We start from the raw sequence: 19461 nt of genomic DNA on the forward strand, positions 1-19461 counted from the left end.
CGGGGGGCCCGTTGTTACGGCTTCGCCGTCGTCGGGGTCGTGGGCGTCGGGTTCGCAGGCGCCGTCGGCGTCGTGGGCGGCACCGTCGGAGCGGCGTCGACCTTGAGCGTCAGGACGAGTTCGACCTTCTCCGGGGTGAGCACGCGCACCTGGTAGGTGCCCGGGGCCACGCCGTCGGTGAACAGCTCCGGCAGGGCGATCCTGCCGTCGGCGCCCGTCGGGGCCAGGTCCAGGGTGGTCAGCTTCTCGCCGTCCTTGCCCTTGAAGTACGGGCCCTTCGCGGTCTTCGGGTCCACCGGGACCCACGCGCCCGCGGCCTCGTCCTTCACGACCAGGCCCGCGACGGCCTTGGTGCCGGCGATCGGCTTGCCCTTGGCGGTGGCCAGCAGCTCCACGCCCTTGAAGCTCGTGCCCGTGACGACTTCCAGCGGCTTGTCGGCGCCGCTGTCCACGCGGACCAGCAGGTCCGCGGCGGGCTTCGCCAGGACGGTGCCCTTCAGCATCACCGTGAACTGGCTCGTCATGTCATAGGCCGTGGCCCGGAAGGAGAACGTGCCCGGCTTCGGACCGGCCGTCAGCTCGGGGACGGTCGCGATGCCCTGGGCGTCGGTGGTGACGACCACGGAGTTCTTCTTGGCGGCCCGGAAGACGGTGCCGCCCGTGGTGTCGTCCGGTTCCACGGCGAGCACGACCTGGCGGCCGGCGGCCGGCTTGCCGTCGGTGAGCAGCGCCTTGACCTTCAGGGTCGGGGTGAAGGCGCTCCCGACCTCGGCCTTCAGTTCCGCCTCGCCGATCAGCGACAGCTTCGCGAGGCGCGCGACCGGCGGCTCCGGCTTGGTGGGCGGCTTGGTCGGCGGGGTCGTCGGCTTGGTGGGCGGGGTCGTGGGCTTGGTCGGCGGCTTCTGCGGGGTGCCGCCCGTCGGCGGCCTCGTGGCCGGGGGCCGGGTGACCGGCTGCCGCGGGATGGGCAGGGTGCCCGTCGTGGGCGGGGTCGGGTAGGTGCCGACGGGCGGGTTCGGGACCCCGGCGACGCCGCCTTCCTGGTACTGGCGCATGTACCCGAGGACGGTGTTCACGTACTCGCGGGAACTGTTGTAGCTGAGGAGCGCGGCGTCGAGCTTGGCCGGGTCCGAGAGGTCCTTGTCGCCCGCGCACAGATAGAGGCCGGTGCCCAGCGCCGCGTCGTACATGTTGTTGGGGTCGCGTTGGCCGTCCCCGTTGCCGTCGGCGCCGTACGTCTTCCAGGTCTCGGGGATGAACTGCATCGGGCCGATCGCGCGGTCGTACTCGGTGTCCGCGTCCCACTGGCCCTTGTCGGTGTCCTTGATCTGGGCGAAGCCGTTGCCGTCCAGGCGGGGGCCGCGGATCGGGCGTTCGGTGGACCCGTCGGACTTGAGCCCGTAGCCGGAGGCGTGCACGGACTCGACCCGGCCTATGCCCGCCACCAGCTGCCAGGGCAGCTTGCAGTTGGGGAGCGCGGCGGCCACGGCCGCCTCGGCGCGCTTGTAGGCGTCGAGGGCCGTTCCCGGTATGCCGCTCGCGCTCTCGGGGGTGCCCGCGGTCGCGGGTGGCTGCGGGTTCGCGAGGTCTTCGGGCAGGTCCAGCCGGGCGTCGCCGCGGTCGGCGGCCTGGGGGCTGTCCGGTGTCGGTTCGGATTCGCCCGCGCCGGCGGTCGACGGGTTGGTCACGACGGCGGCGGTGGTCAGGCTGGCCGCGAGCGCGGCCGTGCACAGGACCTTGCGTGAGGTGTTGACTACATGACGGTGAAGCGGCTTCACAGTGCGGCGATCCCCCCGAGGCGGCCGTCAGTACGTGCGGCTGGTCGAGCCGTGAATCTTCTGTCTATCAGGTATTCGGACGCGACTCACCGGGGCCCGGGCAGATATGACACACCATTCGTCTCGGTTTCGTCGTTCGTTCGGTCGGGACGACCGGCAGGGTCGGCGCGGGCCCTTCGAGCCGGCCCGAAACACCCCAATGACCCGGTGTGGGTGGCCTCTTCGCTCTTAGCCTGGTTTCCATGACAGTCGGCAACACGATGCACCGGCGCCCCCTGCTCCTCGGCGGTGCGCTGATCGCCGTCCTGGGCGTGGCGGTGGGGGGCGGTGTCCACGCCATGGCGACGGGGACGGACGCGCGGAGGGGGTCGGCACAGGCCTCGGGAGCGCCCGCCGGGCGGTCCGACGGGCGGTCCGACGACAGGGAGGTGGACGTGTCCTCCGGGAAGGGCATCGCCTCGATCGACCCGAGGGCCTTCCGCGACCTGGTGGCGGCGAACACGAGGCCCTGACGGCGCGCCCCGCGGTCGAGGAGGACGGGTCCGGAGGGCACCCCCCTCCCTCTCTTCCCATCCCCGGCCCCACGCCCTACCCTGACGCCCCGTCAGATCTGCTGAGCCGGCATCACCGGCCTGGAGGGCGCGCCATGCTGCTGCGAGGGAAGACCGTCATCGTGTCCGGGGTCGGTGCCGGGCTGGGGCACCAGGTGGCCGCCACCGTGGTGCGGGACGGCGGGAACGCCGTGCTCGGGGCGCGGACCGAGGCGAACCTGGTCAAGTCCGCCGCCGAGATCGACCCGGACGGGGCGCACACCGCGTACCTGCCGACCGACATCACCGACGAGGCCCGCTGCGAGGCCCTGGTGGCCCTCGCCGAGGAGCGGTTCGGCGGGGTGGACGCGGTGGTGCACGTGGCGGCCTGGGACTCGTACTTCGGTGGTCTGGAGGACGCCGACTTCGGGACCTGGCAGCAGATCCTGGACGTGAACCTGTTGGGGACCCTGCGCATGACGCGGGCCTGCCTTCCCGCGCTGAAGCGGGCCGGCGGCTCCGTCGTGATCATCGGGACGCAGTCGGCGGTGGCGAGTCCGTCGCAGGTGCAGCAGGCCGCGTACGCCGCCTCCAAGGGGGCGCTGACCTCCGCCATGTACTCGATGGCCCGGGAGCTCGGGCCGTACCGGATCCGGGTCAACACCGTGCTGCCGGGCTGGATGTGGGGGCCGCCGGTGCAGGCGTTCGTCACGTTTACCGCGCACGGCGAGGGGGTGCCCGAGGAGGAGGTGCGGGCCCGGCTCACCGAGCGGATGGCGCTGCCCGATCTCGCGACGGACGGGGACGTCGCGGACGCCGCCGCGTTCCTGGCCTCGGACCGGGCACGGGCGATAACCGGCCAGTCTCTGCTGGTCAACGCCGGTGAGCTGATGCGATGACCCCCTCCACCGCCGGATCGGTGGATCGTATGCTCGGGCCATGACCACTCCGAGTGACGCCCCGACCGACAACGCGATGCGCCGTGCGCTCCGGCGGGCCCGCGACGGCGTCGCGCTCGACGCGACCGAGGCGGCCGTGCTCCTCCAGGCGCGCGGCGAGTCCCTGAAGGACCTCGCCGCCTCCGCCGCGCGGGTGCGGGACTCCGGGCTCGACGCCGCCGGGCGGCCCGGTGTCATCACGTACTCGCGCAAGGTGTTCATCCCCCTCACCCGACTCTGTCGCGACAAGTGCCACTACTGCACGTTCGTCACGGTGCCCGGCAAGCTCCGCCGGGACGGCCACGGGATGTACCTCTCGCCCGACGAGGTCCTCGACATCGCGCGCAAGGGTGCCGCGATGGGCTGCAAGGAAGCCCTGTTCACCCTCGGGGACCGCCCCGAGGACCGTTGGCCCGAGGCCCGTGAGTGGCTGGACGCGCACGGCTACGACGACACGCTGGCCTACGTGCGGGCGATGGCGATCCGGGTCCTGGAGGAGACGGGTCTGCTCCCGCACCTCAATCCGGGTGTCCTGTCGTGGTCCGAGCTCCAGCGGCTGAAGCCCGTCGCGCCGTCGATGGGGATGATGCTGGAGACCACCGCGACCCGCCTGTGGTCCGAGCCCGGAGGCCCGCACCACGGTTCCCCGGACAAGGAGCCGGCGGTCCGGTTGCGGGTGCTGGAGGACGCGGGGCGTTCCAACGTCCCGTTCACGACCGGGGTGCTGATCGGCATCGGGGAGACCTACGAGGAGCGCGCCGACGCGTTCTTCGAGTTGCGGCGGATCCAGCGCAGCTACCACGGCATCCAGGAAGTGATCGTCCAGAACTTCCGGGCGAAGCCGGACACGGCCATGCGCGGCATGCCCGACGCGGAGTTGGAGGAGCTGGCGGCCGCGATCGCCGTGGCCCGGCACCTGCTCGGCCCGTCGGCCCGCATCCAGGCCCCGCCGAACCTGGTCGACGAGGAGTACGCGCTGCTGATCGGCGCGGGCATCGACGACTGGGGCGGGGTGTCGCCGCTGACGCCCGACCACGTGAATCCCGAGCGCCCCTGGCCGCACATCGAGGAGCTGGCCGCGCGGACGGCCGCCGCCGGCTTCGAGCTGCGCGAGCGCCTCACGATCTATCCGGAGTTCCTGGAGCGCGGGGAGCCGTGGCTCGATCCCCGGTTGCTGCCGCACGTGCGGGCGTTGGCCGACGCGGGGACGGGGCTGGCGGACGAGACGGCCGCGGTCGAGGGCCGGCCGTGGCAGGAGCCCGACGAGGGTTTCGCCGCGTACGGGCGCACCGACCTGCACACCGCGATCGACACCGAGGGGCGTACGGGCGACCGGCGCGAGGACTTCGACCACGTCTACGGGGACTGGGACGCCCTGCGGGAGGCCGCGGCGCCCGGAATGGTCCCGGAGCGGATCGACACGGACGTCCGGGCGGCCCTCGCCCGGGCGGCGGACGACCCGACGGCGCTGACCGACGAGCAGGCCCTCGCCCTGTTGCACGCGGACGGCCCGGCGTTGGACGCGCTGTGCCGGATCGCGGACGACCTGCGCAGGTCGGTGGTGGGTGACGAGGTCACGTACATCGTCACGCGGAACATCAACTTCACCAACGTCTGTTACACCGGCTGCCGCTTCTGCGCGTTCGCGCAGCGCCGGACGGACGCGGACGCGTACACGCTCTCGCTGGACCAGGTCGCGGACCGGGCGGCGCAGGCCTGGGACGTGGGCGCGGTCGAGGTCTGCATGCAGGGCGGCATCCACCCGGACCTGCCCGGGACGGCGTACTTCGACATCGCGCGGGCGGTGAAGGAGCGGGTTCCCGGCATGCACGTGCACGCCTTCTCGCCGATGGAGGTCGTCAACGGCGCCACCCGCACCGGGATGTCGGTGCGGGACTGGCTGACGGCGGCCAAGGAGGCCGGGCTGGACTCCATTCCGGGGACGGCGGCGGAGATCCTGGACGACGAGGTCCGCTGGGTGCTCACCAAGGGCAAGCTGCCGACGGCGGACTGGATCGACGTCGTCTCCACGGCGCACGAGCTGGGCATCCGGTCCTCGTCGACGATGATGTACGGGCACGTGGACCAGCCTCGGCACTGGCTGGGGCACTTCCGCACACTGGCCCGGATCCAGCAGGACGCGGTGGCCAAGGGCGTGGAGGGGTTCACGGAGTTCGTGACGCTCCCGTTCATCCACACCAACGCGCCCGTGTACCTGGCGGGGATCGCCCGGCCCGGTCCGACGGTCCGCGACAACCGGGCGGTGACGGCGATGGCCCGGCTGCTGCTCCACCCGCACATCACCAACATCCAGACGAGCTGGGTGAAGCTGGGTGCGGAGGGTGCGGCGGAGATGCTCCGGTCGGGTGCGAACGACCTGGGCGGGACGCTGATGGAGGAGACCATCTCCCGCATGGCAGGGTCGAGTTACGGCTCGTACAAGTCGGTGCGGGACCTGATCGCGGTCGCGGAGGCGGCCGGCCGGCCGGCGAAGGCCCGTACGACGCTGTACGGGGAGGTGCCCGAGGAGCGGCAGCGGGCGGCCGGGGCCTCGGACGGGCACCTGCCGGAGCTGCTGCCGATCGCGGAGTAGGCCGGAGCGGGGACGACGACGCGGCGCGGCGCCCGACCGGGAGGGATCCGGGTCGGGCCCCGTTGCCCGCGGCGCTGCCGAGCGGGGTGCGGGCTCAGCCGACGAGGAGGTCCTCGCGAAGCTCCCGCAGTTCGCGGCGGTCGATGCCGAGGCCCTTGTCGAGGTAGCGGTCGAAGGATCCGTACGCGGCCCGGACCTCGTCGTAGCCGGCGTTGAGGTATTCGGGGCGCACGTCGAGCATGGGCTTGTAGACGGCGGCCTGCTGCGGCGGCAGGTGCGACAGGATCGCGTCGTTGGCGGCCTTGCGGTAGTCGTTGCTGGCCAGGTAGTCGGCCAGCACGGTCTCGCGCGGGACGCCGAGGGCGGTGAGCAGGGCGGCGTTCGACCAGCCGGTGCGGTCCTTGCCGGCGGTGCAGTGGAAGAGGACGGCGCGGGCGCGGTCCGTCCCGATGCCCTGGAAGACCTGGCCGTACGCCTTCCGGCCGCCCTCGCCGGACACCATGCTCTTCTCGGCGTCGATCATCGCCTTGACGGCTTCGTCGGGGGTCTTCGGCAGGGCCTGGAAGGAGCCGGAGCCGGCGAAGACGTCGGCGACGACGTACTTCGCGCCGGCCGGCACGCGGTCGACGTCCTTGGTGCGCTCGTCGGTCATGCGCAGGTCGAAGACGGTCTTCACGCCCAGCCGGCCGAGCGTGGCGAGGTCGTTGTCGGTGAGCTTGGCCAGGGCGTCGGAGCGGTAGATCTCGCCCATCTTGACCCACTGGCCGTCGGTGGTGCGGTAGCCGCCGGCGTCGCGGAAGTTGGCCGTTCCCTCCAGTCGCACGAGGCGATCGGCGAGGCGCAGGCCTTGGCCTCGCTCCGGCTTGAAGTCGAACCACTGGCGGTCGGCGGCGGGCAGTCCCCTGACCACGGCCCGGCCTCGGGAGCCGCCCTGGGCGACGACCTTGCCGTTCGCCCTGATCTCGACGTGCCCGGTGCCGCGGGCGCTCCACCGGAGGGTGAACGCACCGTCGGCGCCGGCGGTGACGGAGGCCTCGGTGAAGGGGATGGCGGAACGGTTCTGGTGCCGGCCGTCCCGGGGGAAGTCCCAGCCCGCGGCGGTCGCGGCGGGGGCCGCGACCAGGGAGGCGGTGAGCGTGGAGGCGACGACGGTCGCGGCGAGGAGTGCCTTCTTCATGTCGTCGAGGCTGTGGGCCCGCGGACAACGCCGGGTGAACGCGGTGTGGCCGAAAACAACCGGCTCCGAGGCCAGTGGCAAAACGTGCCACGATTGTCTCATCCGGCGAGATCCTGTCCGGAACCATTCATATTCCGGCCGTTCTACGGCCACTTATGGGCGGCGTGACTTACTCCTTCCGGATTCGACCGAACCTGTCCACTACAGTGCGCGCCAGAGCTTGGGGGGACAACATGGACACGATGACGACCGCGACCGCGGCCGGCACGGGAACCGCCGGTACGAACGGGGCGGCGACGTCGGTGGAGGGGGAGGAACCGGCGCCGACCACGCCCGTGTCCGCCGCGCCGGCCGAGGCCGCCGCGCAGGAAGCGGGGGAGGCGGGGACGCGGGCCCCGCAGACGCAGGTCCCGGACCAGGCTCCCGCGAACGTGCGCCCGGCGCTCTGGGGCCGGGTCGAGCAGCAGGACTTCCGCAGCCGGGTGCGCGGCACCCTGCTCGGCGCCGCCATCGGGGATGCGCTCGGCGCGCCCGTCGCGGGTCTCTCCCTCGACGGCATCCGCGAGGCGTACGGCCTGGCGGGGCTGACCGAACTCGCCCCCGCCCACGGCCGTCGGGGCACGGTCACCGCGTCCACCCAGCTCACGCTGTTCACCGTGGACGGGCTGATACGGGCCCACGTGCGCCGGGACACCGGCGGCTGGCACCCGCCGACCGACGTCCACCGGGCCTACCTGCGCTGGGCCGCGACCCAGCACGACTGGGGCCCCGACGAGCGGCGCAAGGACAACGGCTGGCTCGCGCAGGAGGAGTGGCTCTACGCCCGCCGCGGCCCGGACCGGGCCTGCATGACCGGCTTCGCCGACGAGACGCTCGGCACCCTGGAACAGCCGAAGAACCCCACCGCCCGGGACGCGGCGGCGACCGTCCGCTCGGCCCCCTTCGGTCTGCTGGTCGGCTGGGAGCCGGCGCTCGTGCTGCAACTCGCCGTGGAGTGCGCGGCGCAGAGCCACGGGCACCCCACCGCGTTCCTGTCGGCCGGGGCGCTCGCCGTGATCGTCCACGGGCTGACCCGGGGCGAGTCCCTCGACGCCGCGATCCAGCGGGCCCTGGGCCTGCTGGGCGCCCGCGCCCAACACCAGCCGGTCACGGACGCCCTCCAGCGGGCCGTCTCGGCCGTCACCCTGGGCGAACCCAGCCCCAAGATGGTCGAGTCGCTGTCCCCGGGCGACGGCCGTGACGCGGAGGACGCGTTGGCCGTGGCCGTGTACTGCGCCCTGGTGGCCGAGGACGTCCCGCACGGGCTGCGCCTCGCCGTCAATCACGGCGGGGACTCCACCGCCACCGGCGCCCTGTGCGGCGCACTGTTGGGCGCCCTGCACGGGGAGACCGCCCTGCCGGCGGCCTGGTTGGCCGACCTGGAGGGGCGGTCCACGATGCTGGAGCTCTCCGACGACTTCGCCCTGGAGATGACACAGGGGCCCGCCCTGCACGGCCCCTCGGTCTCGGCTCCCGGCTGGCTGGCCCGCTACCCGCGCGGCTGACCGGCGCCTCCGGCGGGACCCAGGAGCCGGGGCCGGACCGTGGGTCGGGTCGGGTCCGGGGCCGAGGAACCGCCCCGGACCCGCGCCCCGTCAGGTCCGGGGGCGCGGCTCGATCCACAGGGCCTCGGCCACCGCGCACAGGTCACCGTCCGCCGTGGTCAGCGCGGTGCCCGCCGTGTACTTGCGGCCCTCGCCGCCGAGCAGCCAGGCGTACGAGATCAGGCCCGCGCCCCCGACCGGTACCGGCCGCAGCAGGCGGGCCGTCAGGGCCGCCGTGACCGCGCCGGCCGGCCGGTGGGCGAGCAGGCGGCCCGCCGCGTTGCCGGGGCAGTCCAGCGCGCCCCACACGAGTTCGGGCGGCAACATCCCGTCCGGTCCGGCGAGTTCGTCCCCCGGGGTCCACGCGGCGGCGACCAGGTCCCGGCCGGGCACCCGCCCGCAGTGCAGGCGCAGCCCGGTGGCGGGGGTGCGGCCCAGACCGCAGCCGAAGCAGTCGGCCTGCCCCTGTGGCGGGTGCGCCCGGAAGGCGTCGGCCGCCGTCTGCGCCTCCTCCCGCGAGGGTGCCCGCGGCACGTCCCCGGTCGGCGGCAGGGCGGCGCGTGTCGCGCGGGCCAGCACCGTCCCGTCGGCGTCCAGCAGGGCGGTGCCGCCGTCCGGGTCCGGGGTCGGCCGGGTCGGCGTCCCGGTCGGCACGGGCCTGCGGAAGTCGACGCGTACGGCCGTTCCCCCGGGCGCCGTCCGGCCGGCCAGCAGCCCTGCCACGTAGCCGCCGAAGGCCACGCCCGGGTAGCCGTGCAGCCGCTCCGGAACCGTGATCGTCCCCATGCCGTTCATGTCGCCCATGTCGTCACCCCGTCGTGTCGAACCACGTGTCGAACCACTGTGTCGAACGTCTGCCACCCGCACGCCGAACCCCGTACGTTGGCCGCCCCACGTCTCGGAGGTGCCTCAGCCATGCGGATCGCCGTCACCATCTTCCTCACCGACCTCACCGTCTCCCCCACCGGCCTCGCCCGCGCCTTGGAGGAGCGCGGGTTCTCCGGGCTCTACCTGCCCGAACACACCCACATCCCGGTGAGTCGGGCCACGCCTGCGCCCATGGGCGGGGACCTCCCGGAGGAGTACGGGCGCACCCTCGACCCGTTCGTGGCCCTCGGCCAGGCCTCGGCCGTGACGGAGCGCCTCGACCTCGGCACCGGCATCACCCTGGTGACCCAGCACGATCCGATCGCCCTCGCGAAGCAGGTCGCGACGCTGGACCACCTGTGCGGCGGCCGGTTCACGCTCGGGATCGGCTACGGCTGGAACGTCGAGGAGGCCGCCGACCACGGCGTCGAGTGGTCCGGGCGGCGCGAACTGGTGCGGGACCGGATGGCGTTGATGCGGGCCCTGTGGGCTCCGGAACCCACCGCGTACGAGGGCGTGTACGGCTCCGTCCAGGCCAGCCGGGCGTACCCCAAGCCGGTGCGGCCCGCGCGTGACCTCGGTCCCGGGCGCACCCTCCACGGCCCCCGCACCCTGATCGGCGGTGCGGCCGGCCCGAAGCTGTTCGCGGCCATCGCCGACCACTCGGACGGCTGGCTCCCGATCGGTGGCAGCGGCCTGAGCGAGTCCGTCCCGGTGCTGCGGCAGGTCTGGGAGGACGCGGGCCGCGACCCGAAGGACCTCCAGGTGGTCCCGTACGCGGTCCGCCCGAACGCGGGCAAGCTCGCGTACTACGAGAGCCTCGGGATCGAGGAGGTGGTGCTGCAACTCCCGTCGGCGGGGGAGGCCGAAGTGCTGTCCACCCTGGACGAGTTCGCCCCGTACCTCTGACCGGCCCGCCGCGCCTCTGACCGGCTCGCCTCCCGGCGAGGGGGCGGGGGACCCCTGGTACGTTGACGCGTTCGACCGATCGGGTCGCGTCCACCGGGGGATCACTCATGCACACGAACCAGCGCGTCCGCCTCGTCGCCGCCGTCGCGGCGACCGCCCTCGCGCTCACGCTCACCGGCTGCGGCGGCGGTGCGGATGAGGGCGACGACGCGAAGCGGGAGCAGTCGAAGTCCCCGGCGCCCGCATCCGGCTCCCCGGCGGCCTCGGGCTCGCCTTCGAGCCCGGCCGCCGGATCCACGGCCGGATCCACCGCCGGGGGCACGGGCAAGGACTCGGCGGCCGGCAGCCTGGACGGGGCCTGGATCGCCTCGGCCACGCCGGGCATGGGCGTCGTCTTCACCGTCAACGGCAAGTCGGCCTTCCTGTCGGAGTCCGCGACCGGCATCGTCTGCGAGGGCTCCGCCACCGGCGCGACCATCGACCTGGCGTGCCCGGCGGGCAGCAAGCGGACGAAGGGGCGGGTGGAGTCCGTGGACGCCAAGAAGCTGAAGGTCGCCTGGGCCGGCGGGGCGACGGAGACCTTCGACCGGTATGCGTCGGACCGCTTCCCGACCGCCCTCCCGACCGACCTGCCGACCGACCTGCCGAAGCTTCCGCCCACGCCGTAGCCCGCGTCCGGGGGCCGCCGTCAGGGCCCCGTCGGAGCCTCCCCCCCCTCGCGAAGGGCGCTGCCGGAGGCCGTCGCCGTGTCCGACGCGCCCCCGCCCGCCCGGCTCAGACGCCGGTCTGGCCGTCGAGGAGTTCGCGGAGGATGTCGAGGTGGCCGTTGTGGCGGGAGGTCTCCTCGATGAGGTGGAGGAGGATCCAGCGGAGGTCCACGTGGCGGCCGTCCCGGATGGTGCGGACCGCCTTCGCGTCCAGGTCGTGCTCGGCCAGCAGGGCGCGGTAGCGGGCGCTCTGTTCCTCGTACTCGGCGAGGAGCCGGGGCAGCGGGACGTCGAGCGACTGCCGCATCTCGGGGTCGGGGTCCTCCTCGGTCACCTCGACGAAGGGCCCGACGACCTCCTCGCCGAGGAACACGACCTGGATCCAGTGGTACTCGACCCACCGGATGTGGCCGATCAGTCCGCAGAACGTCATCAGGGGCGAGCCGGGGAGCGGCGCCTTGCGGGCGTCCTCCGCGGAGAGCCCCTCGCACTTGGCGCGGGCCGTGTCGCGGGCGTATTCGAGGAAAGTGGTCAGCTGCGTACGCTCGTCCCAGGTGGGGGGCGTATCGGTTCGTCGTGTCATCGCGGGCAGTGTCGTACGGCGGGCAACCCGTGTCGAACGAATTAGCGGAACGGATCAGGGGGCGACGGATGTCGGCGTGACGAGTTCCGCCCACACCGTCTTGCCGACCGTCCTCGACACGACCCCCCAGTCGTGGGCGACGGCAGCGACGAGCCGCAGACCGTGACCGCCTTCCGCATGGTGCACGTACGGGCTCACGGCCGGCCGGCCGCTGGCCCGCGCGTCGGACACCTCGATGCGGAGCACCCCTTCGAGCAGGGCCATCCGCAGCTCGAAGTCCCGCCCGGGGACCCGGCCGTGGGTGACGGCGTTCCCGGCGAGTTCGGCGACGAGCAGCGCGGCGTCGTCGGACAGTTCGGAGCGGTGGGGGATGCCCCAGTCGTGCAGCGTCAGCAGGGCGAACCGGCGGCCGAGGCGGGCGCCGCGAGGGGTCGAGCTGAAACGCTGAGTGAACACACGTACGAGGTGGCCGGCGGACCCGGCGGGTGCGGTCATGAGATCAACGTCCCGTGCGGGCAAGGGGGTTCCCAGCAATCCGACCGCTACTTTTCATCTGTACGAGTCCACGCGCTGGACAGGCGCGGTCACCGTCGGTGAGCCTGATGACCGGGAGGTGACCTCCATGGCGAGTGTCGACGACAACGGTGAAAGCGGTCCCGAGCCGGACGGCGACCTGCGCCACTTCGGCGAGACGGTCAAGGCCTTCCGCAAACGCGCGGGCCTGACGCAGGAACAGTTGCACCCCCTGATCCGCTACTCGGTGCAGTACATCGGCTCGGTGGAACAGGGCCGCCGCCACCCGTCCACGAAGTTCGTGGAGAAGGCGGAGGAGGTACTGGACGCCTTCGGCGTGATCCGGCTCGCGGCGAAGCAGTTGCAGCGCAGGCGGGGGCTGGCGTCGTGGTTCAGGCGGTGGGCGGAGCACGAGGACAGTGCGATCGCACTCAACACGTACGAATGCCGGGCCGTCCCGGGCCTGTTGCAGCCCGAGCCGTACGCGCGGGCCCTCTTCGAGACGGTGCCGCCGCTGCCCACCGCGAGCGACCTGGAAGCGCGGATGGTGGCGCGGTCGGAGCGACAGGAGCTGCTGCTGCGCGTCCCGTACATCATGTTCAGCTTCATCATCGAGCAGAGCCTGATCGAGCGGCAGACAGGCGGGAAGGAGGTCACCCGCGAGCTGATCGGCCACCTGCTGGCGTGTTCCGCGCTGCCGAACGTCGACATCCAGATCATGCCGCTCGTCCAGCCGGTGCACGCGGGCGCCGACGGGCCCTTCCAGCTCCTCGAAACCTGGGAACACGAGTGGCTCGGGTACAGCGAGGGACAGCAGTCAGGTCTTGTGATCACGGACCCGAAAGACGTCAGCATCCTCCATCGACGGTATGCCAAACTTCGCATCCAGGCCCTCAATCCGGCTGACAGCGCGGACCTGTTGATGCGAATGCGAGGTTCTCTGTGAACGACTCCGAGTTGCGGTGGTTCAAGAGCAGCTACAGCGGCAGCCAGGGCGACAGCTGCGTCGAGGTCGCCCTCTCCTGGCAGAAGTCCACCTACAGCGGCAGCCAGGGCGACGACTGCGTCGAGGTCGCCGCCTGTGCCGACACCGTGCACGTCCGGGACTCCAAGGTCGCCGCCGGTCCCCAGCTCGCCGTCGCACCCGCCGTGTGGACGGCGTTCCTCGGCGGCGTCACCGGCTGACGGGACCCGTCAGGGCGGGGGGATCGGTCCCGGCGCGGTCACGCCGATCGCCGGACGCCAGAAGCGCCCGTCAGGCAGGGCCTGACGGGCGCCGAGGAAGTAGTCCGCGTCGCGCTGGAAACCGAGACCCGGGACGATGCGCCGCAGGTGGGGCCATATGCCGGGCACCACCCGGTACTCCCCCGTCACCATCCACGGATCGTCGCCCAGCACGAACAGGTGCCGGACCACCAGGAACTGTTCCCGCGAGAGCGAGCAGGACTCGACCATCTCCTCGTCCGGCCCGAAGCCGGTCAGGTCCCAGACGAGATTGTGCCCGTCGGCGAATGGATAGTCGCTGCTCACCGCCTCACGCTAGGGCGGGCCCCCGACCGCCCGCACCTGCTTTTCACCGCCGCTTCACATGATCGTCTCGCCGGGCGCGGGCTCCGGCGGTCGGCAGCGCGGGACAAAGCACGTGCAGCAGGCACGCATATCGGCGTATCGTCCCCCGCATGGACCCGCTCACCGAGAAACAGATCCGTGGCTCCTTCGTGAACTGCACGAAGGGCGAGGCCTCCCGCCTCCGGCTGCCGCTGGACTTCGGCGACCTGCCCTGGGAGGACCTGGACTTCCTCGGCTGGGTGGACCCGGGTGCCCCGCTGCGCGCCCACCTCGTGCGGACCGGCCCCGACGGCGTGCCCGTGGGCATCACCCTGCGCGTGCCCGCGTCGAACGGCGCCAGTGCCCTGAAGTCCAGCATCTGCATGGTCTGCCTGACCGGGCACGCCTCGTCCGACGTGGCGCTGCTGTCCGCTCCCCTCGCCGGGGCCCGCGGCCGGGAGGGCAACACCGTCGGCATCTACCTGTGCGCCGACCTGGCCTGCTCGCTGTACCTGCGGGGCAAGCGGCGGTCCAAGCGGGCGACGGGGGCCTACGTGGAGACCCTGAGCCTGGAGGAGCGGATCGAGCGGGCGCTCGGGAACCTCGACGCGTTCACGGCGAAGGTCACCGGCGCGCGCGTGGGCGCCTGAGCGCTCTGCGCACGGCCCGGCCGGCACCTCGGACGGCATCCCGGCCGGCAGTCGTCCGCCCACCGATCCGCCCGCCCGGCCACCCGTCCGCCCCCCATCTGACGGATCACCCCGCGCGATCCGGCTCCCCGGCGCACGGCGGCGTACCCTGCCCCGCATGATCGATTCACGTACGCACGTTCGTGTCGCCCGCCCCTCGCTCGACCTGGAGGCCGCCGAGCGGTTCTACGTGGACGGGCTCGGCCTGGACGTCCTGTGGCGCACCAGCGGTCACGTGTCGGGGGAGCACGATCTGGTGATGGTCGGACCCCCCGGGGGCGGTTGGCACTTCGAGCTGACGCACGACCCGGAGAACCCGATCGCGCCGTCCCCGACGGTCGACGACCTGTTCGTCGTCTACCTCGGCCGGGAGCCCGAACCGGCCCTCGTCCAGCGCCTGATCGAGCACGGCGGCACCCCCGTCTCCTCGCACAACCCCTACTGGGACGAGCACGGGGTCACGGTCGCCGACCCCGACGGCTACCGCCTGGTGCTCTGCTCCCGCGCCTGGGGCTGAGGCACGCCCCGGGGGTCAGCCGACGCCGGGGGCCTTCGGCAGGCCGGCGGTCAGGGCCGTGCCGGCTCCGGAGAGGGAGGCGTCGGTGGCCTTGGTGGCGCTGCCGGCCGCCGAGGCGGTGACGTTGACCGCCGTCTTGGCGTCGGTGACGGTCTGCGCGGGGTGGTCGGCGATCTCCACCACCCGCTTGGTGATCGGGATGTCCCCCTGGACGACCGGTCCGTCGGCGTGCGCGACGGCCGGGGTGAGGGCGAGGGCGGCGCCGCCGGAAAGAACCAGGGCGGCGAGGTTGCGCTTCATGGTCTTCTTCATGGCCGGAACAACGACGCCGCTCGGCCGGGGTCACCGCCGCTCGCCGCTCGCGGGGGCCGGCGGACGCCGAGGGCCCCGGATCGCGGGGAACGATCCGGGGCCCCGGGGATGACACGGCGGCGTGGCGGGGCGGGCCGCGGGGCCCGGAGGGGTCAGTCCTCGACCACCAGGGCCGGCGTGGACTTCGTCAGGACCTGGCCGCGGAAGAAGGCGGGGCTGCGGCGTTCGGTGACGAACATGACGACCAGGCCGAGGGCCAGCAGGCCGACGCCGATGATGAAGACGCTGCCGACGCCGAGGACCGTGGAGCCGGAGCCGTAGGACGGGTTCCACATGTCGATGAGGGTCTTGAAGAAGACGGTGGCGAGCAGCAGGCCGCCGAGGACCGGGAAGACGCCCTTGAAGAACAGGTCGCGGGCCGAGTTCCGCAGTTCCTTGCGGAAGTACCAGGCGCAGGCGAAGGCCGTCAGCGAGTAGTAGAAGCAGATCATCAGGCCGAGCGCGAAGATCGTGTCGGTCAGGACGTTCTCGCTGACGAGCGTCATCACGGTGTAGAAGACGCCGGTGGCGACGCCCGCCATGACGGTGGCGCGGCCGGGGGTCTTGAACCGGGGGTGGACCTTGGCGTAGGAGGGCGGCAGCGCCTCGTACGTGGACATCGCGAGGACCGTGCGGGCGACCGGGATGAAGGTGGTCTGCAGGGACGCGGTGGCGGAGGCGAGGACGGCGACGAAGAGCAGGATGCCGAGCATCGGGCCCATGACGGGGCCGGCGAGGGCGGCGAAGACGTTGTCGGAGGTCTCCGGGTTTCCGAGGCCGAGGCCGGAGGTGCCGGAGCCGACGGCCATCTGGGCGGCGATGCCGGTGGCCAGGTACGAGCCGACGAGGACGATCATCGCGATGAGCGAGGCGCGGCCCGGGGTCTTGGCGGAGCCGGTGGTCTCCTCGTTGGTGGCGAGACAGGCGTCCCAGCCCCAGTACATGAAGATCGAGAGCGAGAGTCCGGCGGTGAAGGCGGCCATGGACTCGACCGCGAAGGGGTTCATCCACTGCCAGGAGAAGTCCAGGCCGGTGTCGAAGGAACCGGCGGAGGCCTTCTGGAAGGCCATGGCGACGAAGATGGCGAGGACGGCGAGCTGAAGGCCGACCAGGGCGTACTGGACGCCCTTGGTGGCCGTCATGCCGCGGTAGCTGATGGCGGTCGCGGTGGCGATGAGGGTGAGGCAGGTGGCGATGTGGACGAGCTTGTTGTCGTCCAGGGCGGAGATCGACGGATTGTTCGTGATCTCGCCGGCCAGCAGCCAGAAGTAGGAGGTGGCGACGCCGGCCAGGTTGGACAGGACGATGATCGTGGCGATCACCAGGCCCCAGCCGCACATCCAGCCGATCCGCGGGCCGAAGGCCTTCACGGTCCAGGTGAACGAGGTGCCGCAGTCCGGCATGGCCTTGTTCAGCTCGCGGTACGCGAAGGCGACCAGGAGCATCGGGAGGAAGCCGGCCAGGAAGACCGCCGGCATCTGGACGCCGACTTCCCCGGCGGTGGAGCCGAGGGTCGAGGTCAGGCAGTAGACGGGGGCGACGGTGGAGATGCCGATGACGGCGCTTCCCACCAGTCCGACGGACCCCTTGCCGAGGCCCTTGCCACGAACGTCGCCCTCGGCGACGCCGCTTACCGTGTCTCCGACCCGCGGCCGAACGTCCAGCTGTGTCATGGGTAGGGACGTTAGATGCTGCGGTTTCCTCATCCGGAGGACCAAGGTCCGTTACCGCGCGGGTCCAAATTCCTTGGAATCTTGAGGCCGAGACAGTTCACACTCTGGCAATACAAGGTTCACTCAGGCATCTGTTCACGCTTCGGAAGGCTCGGGGGCGAAGCTTCCAGAATGCGGAAACCGCAGCCTTGCCCGTTATGCCCGTTTCAAAACTTTCCCGTGCAAATTTTCGGGCCCCCAATACCGGGGCGCCGCCCGCCAGACCGGCCCCATGCCCACGGCCGACGAGCTCCTCAGCGCGGATACCGTCAGTAACCTGGCCGGTCAGCTCGCCCGCGCGGCCCGCACACGCCGCTCCCGAGCCCTCACCGCCCGCGCCGGATCCCTCGACGGACTCGGCTTCAGCGCGCGCGTGGCCGCGGTCCGCGACGCCGTCACCACCCGCCGCCACCACCCCGGGGAGCACCTGGTGCAGCTCCAGGTCAACGGCCGGGTCCGCGGCGAGGCCGCATTTTCACTGGACGTCCCCTGAACCCACCTGGCAGGCTCGGGCCCATGACTCACGGAATCGAGCACCACCCCGCCCGTTGAGCGCCCCCGAGGAGCGCACCGCGCCCACCTCACGGCCCTCTCCCCCCGCGACGTCTCCACACGAGACCGCACCACGGGAAACCTCTCCGCACGAGACCTCCCTGCACGACTACGCACTCTTCCGCCGCGGCATCGAGCCGGACGGCCGGGTCCCCGCGCGCGGCTACCCGCTGCCCGACGGGCCGCCGGAGCCCGGCCGGCCCGGTCTGACCCTGCGCGAGGCACAGGAGGAAGTCGCCTCCGCCCTCGCCGACACCCTGGCCGACCCCGACCCGGTCCGGGCGGCGGCCGCCGTCCACCTGCGGGTCCGCTCGCTCGTCATGCCCCACCGCACCGTCCGCGCCTGTGTCGTGCGGCTGCCCCTGACCGACGAGGCAGCCGCCCGGCGGACCGGCCGACGGCTGGTCCGCACCGGCACCACCCCGGCCGCCGTCCAGGTCGGCCTGGGGCTGCTGAGCCGCCTGGGCGAACCGGAGGACGTGCCCTGGCTCACGGTCCTCGGGACGCTCCGGGGCTTCGAGCGGCCCGCCGTCGCCGCGCTCGACCGCCTGGACCGGCAGGCCGCCGGCCTGCTGATGCTGCGCACCCGTGTCCGCGACACCGCGCTGTACCCGCTGCTCGACGCCGTGGAGGCGGGCGACGACACGGGCACGCTCGCCGCCCTGACCGGGCTGCCGCCCGACTTCCGGACGATGGGATACGCCCGACGGATCGCGGAGGCCACCGACCTCCACCGGCTGCTCCGGGCGCACCCGCGTGACCCGGCGCTGCTCCTGCGGGCCGCCGGGCTGCTGCGCCGGATGGCGGACCAGTACGACGTCCGGGCCGAGATCCTCGACTACGGGCCCGCGATGGAGGCGTACGAGACGCTGATCGGGCACGCCGACCTGTTGGCGTCGACCCCCGGGCACCGGGCGGTGCTCCTGTCGGTCGCCCTCGACCTGCACAGCGGTCCCGCCGCACTGCTCGACTGGCGGCCCGGCCGGCGCGAGGTGCTGCTGGACGCGCTGGGGCGGCTGCCGGCCGCCCCGCCGCCCCCCGACGGCGCGCCCGACGACCCCGCCGAACGCCGGCGCGCCGACTGGACGGCACGGACCGGACGGCAGCCGTTCCGCGTCCCGCCGGACGGGGAACGGCTGCGGATCGAGGTGGTCGCCGAGGACCCCGGCGACCGGGGCGGCGTCGAGACCCGGATCCTGGTCGACGGCCGCCCGCTGGTACCCGCCCTGTTCGGCAAGGGGCCTGGCGAGAGCCCGGAACGGCTCCTCGACACCGGGCTGTTGCGGGCCGGTGCCGAGCCCCGGGAGGTGCGGCTCGCCGAGGCGTACTGCACCGAGGGCTGCTGCGGTGCGCTGTACGTGACCATCCGCCGCGAGGGCGAGGAGGTGGTGTGGGGCGACTGGCGCGGGGCGGTCGGGCCGACCCCACCGGAGTACCGCTTCGACGCCGCCGCCTACGACGCCGAGCTGGAGCGCGCCGACCGGGACCGCCCCTGGTCCTGGCCGGCCCGCAGCGTGGCGCGGCTCGTCTCGGACGGCCTGCGCGAGCGCCCCGATCTGCTGGCCCGCTGGGACGCCCTGCGGGACTGGGTCGGCACCGTCTGGAACGAACCCGACACCGTGGACGTGTCCTTCACGTACTGGCCCGGCCTCGCGGCCGGGAACCGGGACCGCGAGGGGCCGTGGCTCCAGTTCGGGTGGCGGATCCCGGCAGACGGGACCCCGATCGAGGAGCAGGCCGCCGCCGTGCTGGACCGGTTGGCCTCGACGGACCCGAAGTCCTTCGCCGAGGTCCGGGGCGGCAGCCGGGAGCACGCCGAGGCCCTCGGCCACCCCTGGCCGGAGCGCGGGTAGGGCCGGTGGCGCGGCCGGGCTCGGGGCGCTCCCCGGCCCGGCCGCGCCACGACGGCCCCCG

General features: G+C 72.9%; 20 protein-coding genes. 12 read left to right on the forward strand and 8 right to left on the reverse strand.

Annotation, left to right across the window (positions count from 1 at the left end):
• Positions 1 to 14: 14 nt before the first annotated feature.
• The gene (locus OG906_RS15210; RefSeq protein ID WP_329443244.1) at positions 15 to 1778 is read right to left on the reverse strand and encodes a lytic transglycosylase domain-containing protein; all 1764 of its coding nucleotides are present in this window, start codon (positions 1776 to 1778) and stop codon (positions 15 to 17) included.
• Positions 1779 to 2020: 242 nt separating this feature from the next.
• On the opposite strand from OG906_RS15210, the gene OG906_RS15215 reads away from it, so the two are divergent.
• The 3 genes from OG906_RS15215 (at position 2021) to OG906_RS15225 (ending at position 5839) form a co-directional block, all read left to right on the forward strand.
• Positions 2021 to 2290 (forward strand): hypothetical protein, encoded by a 270-nt coding sequence (locus tag OG906_RS15215; RefSeq protein ID WP_329443246.1) that lies wholly within the window; start codon positions 2021 to 2023, stop codon positions 2288 to 2290.
• Between the two features lie 134 nt (positions 2291 to 2424).
• Positions 2425 to 3207, forward strand: coding sequence for an SDR family oxidoreductase (locus OG906_RS15220; RefSeq protein ID WP_267825446.1), 783 nt, complete (start codon positions 2425 to 2427; stop codon positions 3205 to 3207).
• A gap of 40 nt (positions 3208 to 3247) precedes the next feature.
• Positions 3248 to 5839 carry a bifunctional FO biosynthesis protein CofGH gene (locus OG906_RS15225; RefSeq protein WP_329443248.1) on the forward strand — a complete coding sequence of 864 codons (2592 nt, stop codon included), beginning with the start codon at positions 3248 to 3250 and terminating at the stop codon, positions 5837 to 5839.
• 94 nt (positions 5840 to 5933) lie between these two features.
• Here OG906_RS15225 and OG906_RS15230 read toward each other — a convergent pair whose 3' ends face one another.
• Complete coding sequence (locus tag OG906_RS15230) at positions 5934 to 7016, reverse strand: tyrosine-protein phosphatase (protein WP_329443250.1); 1083 nt, start codon at positions 7014 to 7016, stop codon at positions 5934 to 5936.
• Between the two features lie 242 nt (positions 7017 to 7258).
• Here OG906_RS15230 and OG906_RS15235 point away from each other — a divergent pair, with 242 nt between their 5' ends.
• Positions 7259 to 8560, forward strand: a complete 1302-nt coding sequence (locus tag OG906_RS15235; RefSeq protein WP_329443252.1) for an ADP-ribosylglycohydrolase family protein — start codon at positions 7259 to 7261, stop codon at positions 8558 to 8560.
• Positions 8561 to 8650: 90 nt separating this feature from the next.
• Here OG906_RS15235 and OG906_RS15240 read toward each other — a convergent pair whose 3' ends face one another.
• On the reverse strand, positions 8651 to 9403 hold the full coding sequence (locus OG906_RS15240; RefSeq protein ID WP_329443254.1) for a PaaI family thioesterase: 753 nt from the start codon (positions 9401 to 9403) through the stop codon (positions 8651 to 8653).
• A 111-nt stretch (positions 9404 to 9514) separates the two neighbouring features.
• Here OG906_RS15240 and OG906_RS15245 point away from each other — a divergent pair, with 111 nt between their 5' ends.
• Together OG906_RS15245 and OG906_RS15250 are read left to right on the forward strand one after the other, a co-directional pair.
• Positions 9515 to 10375: a TIGR03619 family F420-dependent LLM class oxidoreductase gene (locus OG906_RS15245; protein ID WP_329443255.1), complete on the forward strand. Its 861-nt coding sequence runs from the start codon at positions 9515 to 9517 to the stop codon at positions 10373 to 10375.
• Positions 10376 to 10482: 107 nt separating this feature from the next.
• Complete coding sequence (locus tag OG906_RS15250) at positions 10483 to 11043, forward strand: hypothetical protein (RefSeq protein WP_329443257.1); 561 nt, start codon at positions 10483 to 10485, stop codon at positions 11041 to 11043.
• A 106-nt stretch (positions 11044 to 11149) separates the two neighbouring features.
• Here OG906_RS15250 and OG906_RS15255 read toward each other — a convergent pair whose 3' ends face one another.
• Positions 11150 to 11665 carry a DinB family protein gene (locus OG906_RS15255; protein WP_329443259.1) on the reverse strand — a complete coding sequence of 172 codons (516 nt, stop codon included), beginning with the start codon at positions 11663 to 11665 and terminating at the stop codon, positions 11150 to 11152.
• Positions 11666 to 11719: 54 nt separating this feature from the next.
• Complete coding sequence (locus OG906_RS15260) at positions 11720 to 12160, reverse strand: ATP-binding protein (RefSeq protein WP_329443261.1); 441 nt, start codon at positions 12158 to 12160, stop codon at positions 11720 to 11722.
• 127 nt (positions 12161 to 12287) lie between these two features.
• On the opposite strand from OG906_RS15260, the gene OG906_RS15265 reads away from it, so the two are divergent.
• Positions 12288 to 13124 (forward strand): helix-turn-helix domain-containing protein, encoded by an 837-nt coding sequence (locus OG906_RS15265; protein WP_329443264.1) that lies wholly within the window; start codon positions 12288 to 12290, stop codon positions 13122 to 13124.
• Positions 13121 to 13363 carry a DUF397 domain-containing protein gene (locus OG906_RS15270; protein ID WP_329443265.1) on the forward strand — a complete coding sequence of 81 codons (243 nt, stop codon included), beginning with the start codon at positions 13121 to 13123 and terminating at the stop codon, positions 13361 to 13363. Before OG906_RS15265 ends, OG906_RS15270 begins: the two co-directional genes overlap by 4 nt.
• Positions 13364 to 13372: 9 nt before the next feature.
• Here the strand turns inward: OG906_RS15270 and OG906_RS15275 are convergent, their stop codons facing one another.
• Positions 13373 to 13708: a hypothetical protein gene (locus tag OG906_RS15275; protein WP_053678895.1), complete on the reverse strand. Its 336-nt coding sequence runs from the start codon at positions 13706 to 13708 to the stop codon at positions 13373 to 13375.
• Positions 13709 to 13857: 149 nt separating this feature from the next.
• On the opposite strand from OG906_RS15275, the gene OG906_RS15280 reads away from it, so the two are divergent.
• Together OG906_RS15280 and OG906_RS15285 are read left to right on the forward strand one after the other, a co-directional pair.
• On the forward strand, positions 13858 to 14376 hold the full coding sequence (locus OG906_RS15280; RefSeq protein WP_267798450.1) for an FBP domain-containing protein: 519 nt from the start codon (positions 13858 to 13860) through the stop codon (positions 14374 to 14376).
• Between the two features lie 157 nt (positions 14377 to 14533).
• A complete protein-coding gene (locus OG906_RS15285) occupies positions 14534 to 14932 on the forward strand; it encodes a VOC family protein (RefSeq protein ID WP_329443268.1) in 399 nt (132 codons plus the stop codon).
• A 15-nt stretch (positions 14933 to 14947) separates the two neighbouring features.
• Here OG906_RS15285 and OG906_RS15290 read toward each other — a convergent pair whose 3' ends face one another.
• On the reverse strand, positions 14948 to 15244 hold the full coding sequence (locus tag OG906_RS15290) for a hypothetical protein (protein ID WP_329443270.1): 297 nt from the start codon (positions 15242 to 15244) through the stop codon (positions 14948 to 14950).
• A gap of 152 nt (positions 15245 to 15396) precedes the next feature.
• Positions 15397 to 16956: an APC family permease gene (locus OG906_RS15295; RefSeq protein ID WP_329443272.1), complete on the reverse strand. Its 1560-nt coding sequence runs from the start codon at positions 16954 to 16956 to the stop codon at positions 15397 to 15399.
• Between the two features lie 271 nt (positions 16957 to 17227).
• Here OG906_RS15295 and OG906_RS15300 point away from each other — a divergent pair, with 271 nt between their 5' ends.
• Together OG906_RS15300 and OG906_RS15305 are read left to right on the forward strand one after the other, a co-directional pair.
• Complete coding sequence (locus OG906_RS15300; RefSeq protein ID WP_329443274.1) at positions 17228 to 17488, forward strand: hypothetical protein; 261 nt, start codon at positions 17228 to 17230, stop codon at positions 17486 to 17488.
• A gap of 55 nt (positions 17489 to 17543) precedes the next feature.
• A complete protein-coding gene (locus tag OG906_RS15305) occupies positions 17544 to 19400 on the forward strand; it encodes a hypothetical protein (RefSeq protein ID WP_329443275.1) in 1857 nt (618 codons plus the stop codon).
• Positions 19401 to 19461: the final 61 nt, after the last annotated feature.

Source organism: Streptomyces sp. NBC_01426 (assembly GCF_036231985.1).
Classification (GTDB): domain Bacteria; phylum Actinomycetota; class Actinomycetes; order Streptomycetales; family Streptomycetaceae; genus Streptomyces.

Coding starts and splice junctions, on each gene's coding strand:
- OG906_RS15215 (WP_329443246.1), top strand. CDS start 2,021: ATGACAGTCGGCAACACGATGCACCGGCGCCCCCTGCTCCTCGGCGGT.
- OG906_RS15220 (WP_267825446.1), top strand. CDS start 2,425: ATGCTGCTGCGAGGGAAGACCGTCATCGTGTCCGGGGTCGGTGCCGGG.
- OG906_RS15225 (WP_329443248.1), top strand. CDS start 3,248: ATGACCACTCCGAGTGACGCCCCGACCGACAACGCGATGCGCCGTGCG.
- OG906_RS15230 (WP_329443250.1), bottom strand. CDS start 7,016: ATGAAGAAGGCACTCCTCGCCGCGACCGTCGTCGCCTCCACGCTCACC.
- OG906_RS15235 (WP_329443252.1), top strand. CDS start 7,259: ATGACGACCGCGACCGCGGCCGGCACGGGAACCGCCGGTACGAACGGG.
- OG906_RS15240 (WP_329443254.1), bottom strand. CDS start 9,403: ATGGGCGACATGAACGGCATGGGGACGATCACGGTTCCGGAGCGGCTG.
- OG906_RS15245 (WP_329443255.1), top strand. CDS start 9,515: ATGCGGATCGCCGTCACCATCTTCCTCACCGACCTCACCGTCTCCCCC.
- OG906_RS15250 (WP_329443257.1), top strand. CDS start 10,483: ATGCACACGAACCAGCGCGTCCGCCTCGTCGCCGCCGTCGCGGCGACC.
- OG906_RS15255 (WP_329443259.1), bottom strand. CDS start 11,665: ATGACACGACGAACCGATACGCCCCCCACCTGGGACGAGCGTACGCAG.
- OG906_RS15260 (WP_329443261.1), bottom strand. CDS start 12,160: ATGACCGCACCCGCCGGGTCCGCCGGCCACCTCGTACGTGTGTTCACT.
- OG906_RS15265 (WP_329443264.1), top strand. CDS start 12,288: ATGGCGAGTGTCGACGACAACGGTGAAAGCGGTCCCGAGCCGGACGGC.
- OG906_RS15280 (WP_267798450.1), top strand. CDS start 13,858: ATGGACCCGCTCACCGAGAAACAGATCCGTGGCTCCTTCGTGAACTGC.
- OG906_RS15285 (WP_329443268.1), top strand. CDS start 14,534: ATGATCGATTCACGTACGCACGTTCGTGTCGCCCGCCCCTCGCTCGAC.
- OG906_RS15290 (WP_329443270.1), bottom strand. CDS start 15,244: ATGAAGAAGACCATGAAGCGCAACCTCGCCGCCCTGGTTCTTTCCGGC.
- OG906_RS15295 (WP_329443272.1), bottom strand. CDS start 16,956: ATGACACAGCTGGACGTTCGGCCGCGGGTCGGAGACACGGTAAGCGGC.
- OG906_RS15300 (WP_329443274.1), top strand. CDS start 17,228: ATGCCCACGGCCGACGAGCTCCTCAGCGCGGATACCGTCAGTAACCTG.